We start from the raw sequence: 2514 nt of genomic DNA on the forward strand, positions 1-2514 counted from the left end.
TCCCAGCGGTAGCTGGGGGAGGGTACGGGGGCTGGCCCCCGAATCTTGTGACGGAACCCGGATGGCCTAAGCCCGTAACCCCGAATGGACCTGCGCCTTTTCGGCTCGAACCCCGGTGGGCTTTAGTGCGAGCTTGTCCGCGTTTGTCGACGGGGTCGTAACAGAGGTTAGGGGGCCCTGAGTTCGCGGGCATCTGCGAGGCATGAACCACAACACCCCCGTTTCGCCCCGCCCCTTGAGCCACCTCTTCGACGCCCAGCGCCGCGTGCTGACCGCAGGTCAGTTGCGGGCGCACGGGGTGTCCGCCGCTCTGACCAGTGAGCAGTGCCGGCCCGGCGGGCCGTGGCAGCAGATCCTGCCGGGGGTCTATCTGCTGCATCCGGGGCCGCCGACCAGCGAGGAGCGGCTGCACGCCGTGCTGTTGTACGCGCGACGGCCACCCGGCACCACCGTCGTACCGCAGCAGGCGCCGCGCCCGGCCGGGGACGGGGCGGAACTGCCGTACGAGGAAGCCATGATCACGGGCCTTGCGGCGCTTGCGCTGCACCAGTTCGCCTCCGCTCCCCCGCTGCTCTCCCTCGACCGGATCGACGTGCTCGTGCCGCGCACCCGGCGCCTGCGGTCCACCGGGTGTGCCCGGATCGTGCGCAGTTCCGCACTGCCGAGGCCGCAGCAGCTCACCGGAGTTCATGTGGCGCCGGTGCCGCGCGCGCTCGCGGACGCGGTGGCCGAGCTGACGGACGCCGGTACGGTGCGACGGCTCCTCACCGAGGCCGTACGCGGCGGGCACTGCGAAGCGGCCGCGGTGGTACGGGAGTTGACCCAGGCGCGGCTGCTTCACCGGCCGCATGTCGTGGACGCCGTGGACTCGCTGCTCGCGGAGGGTCGGGCCATCGCCGAGGACCGGCTGTTCCGGATGGTGCGCGAGGGCGGCCTCCCCGACCCGGTGTGGAACGTGGACCTGCGCCTGCCCGGCGGCCCGCACCTGGGCGGCGTCGACGCGTACTGGCCGGACCAGGCGGTGGCCGTGGAGCTCGACACCCGGGCGGCGCGGCACGGTGAGCGGGCCGCGGGCGCGGACGCCGAGTGGTCCGAGTACGCCCGTAAACGCGAGCACCTGGAACAACTGGGCGTCACGGTCGTGCACATCACGCCGCGCAAGCTGCGGGACGCGATCGAGCAGCAGGCGACGGTGGTGCGCACCGCGCTGATGGCGGCGACGGACCGGGACCCGGCCGCGTACGTGGTGGTGCTGCCGCGCTAGGCGGGGTGCGGGGCCCGGACGTCGGGTCCCGCACCCTCACCCGAGCTGGCTAACTACCGCAGAACTCGCCCTCCACGAGCGGTCCCGCCTCGCCGGCCCAGTCGCCGTTGAAGTTGAAGGCGAGCGAGTGGCGGCCGTCCTCGGTCGTCACGCCGTACGTGGACGAGCCGTTGATGCCGCCGCTGTGGCCCCAGACCTCCTTGCCGCAGGAGAGTCCGCCCATCTTCATCAGGCCGAGTCCGTACGACATGTTCGGGGCGTCGTCGCCGACCGGGACCGTCGTCTTCATCTCCTTCAACTCCTGGGCGGGCAGCAGCTTTCCGCGCATGAGGGCCGAGTAGAAGCGGTTGAGGTCCGCCGAGTCGGAGATCATGGCGCCGGCCGCGCCCGCCACCGACGGGTTCATCTCCGTGACGTCGTACGTCTTGCCTTCCGAGTCCGGCGGGGCCAGCTTCGAGTAGGCGCGGCTGCTCGGCCGGGTCATGGTGGGGTCGGTGCCGGGCAGGCTGGTGGCGTCCAGGTCGAGCGGGTCGATGACGCGCTCCTCGATCTCGTCCTCCCAGGACTCCCCGGTGACCTTCTCGACGACCATTCCGGCGAGGACGTAATTGGTGTTGGAGTAGCTCCAGTCCGCGCCCGGTTCGAACGTCGGCTTGTGGCTCATCGCGACGGCGACGACCTGCTCGGGCGTGTACGTGTCGTAGCGGTGCTTCAGGAAGTCGGTGGTGAAGGCCTTCCGGGCGATGTCCGGGTCAGCGGTGTAGTTGAAGATTCCGCTGGTGTGGTTGAGGAGTTGACGCACCGTGATCTTCGAGCCGTCGTGGCCGTTGCCGTTGACGACGCCGGGCAGCCACCGCTCCACCGTGTCGTCCAGGTCGAGCGCGCCCTCCGCCTGGAGCTGGAGCAGCACGGTCGACACGAAGGTCTTGGTGACGGAGCCGACCCGGTAGCGGTCGTGGGCGCCGCGCTCGGCGCCGGAGTCGAGGTCGCCGACCCCTGACGTGCCCTTCCAGGTGCCGTGCGCGTCCTTGGCCTGCCCGGCGACACCCGGCACGCCCGCCGCGACCGCCGCGTCCATCGCCTTCTGGGTCGCCTGGTGCCCGCTGCCGGAGTCGGCGTGGGCGGGTGTGGTGAACGCGGTGGCGGTGAGCGCCGCCACGGCCACGCATCCCACCAGGCCGATCCGCCCCGTACGTACTGCCATGGGTGTTTCCTCTCCCTCGTTCGTACGGGGAAGGACTCCCGGGCGG

Annotated in this window: 2 protein-coding genes; one reads left to right on the forward strand and one right to left on the reverse strand. The window is 71.2% G+C overall.

Features of this window, described 5'->3' with window-relative positions; translation table 11 throughout:
• The first annotated feature begins 202 nt into the window (after window positions 1-202).
• On the forward strand, window positions 203-1264 hold the full coding sequence (locus GUY60_RS36735; RefSeq protein ID WP_161705841.1) for a hypothetical protein: 1062 nt from the start codon (window positions 203-205) through the stop codon (window positions 1262-1264).
• A gap of 49 nt (window positions 1265-1313) precedes the next feature.
• Here GUY60_RS36735 and GUY60_RS36740 read toward each other — a convergent pair whose 3' ends face one another.
• Window positions 1314-2468 carry a serine hydrolase domain-containing protein gene (locus GUY60_RS36740; protein ID WP_187370223.1) on the reverse strand — a complete coding sequence of 385 codons (1155 nt, stop codon included), beginning with the start codon at window positions 2466-2468 and terminating at the stop codon, window positions 1314-1316.
• Between the last annotated feature and the right edge of the window lie 46 nt (window positions 2469-2514).

Origin of the sequence: Streptomyces boluensis, assembly GCF_009908195.1 — a bacterium.
GTDB lineage: Bacteria > Actinomycetota > Actinomycetes > Streptomycetales > Streptomycetaceae > Streptomyces > Streptomyces boluensis.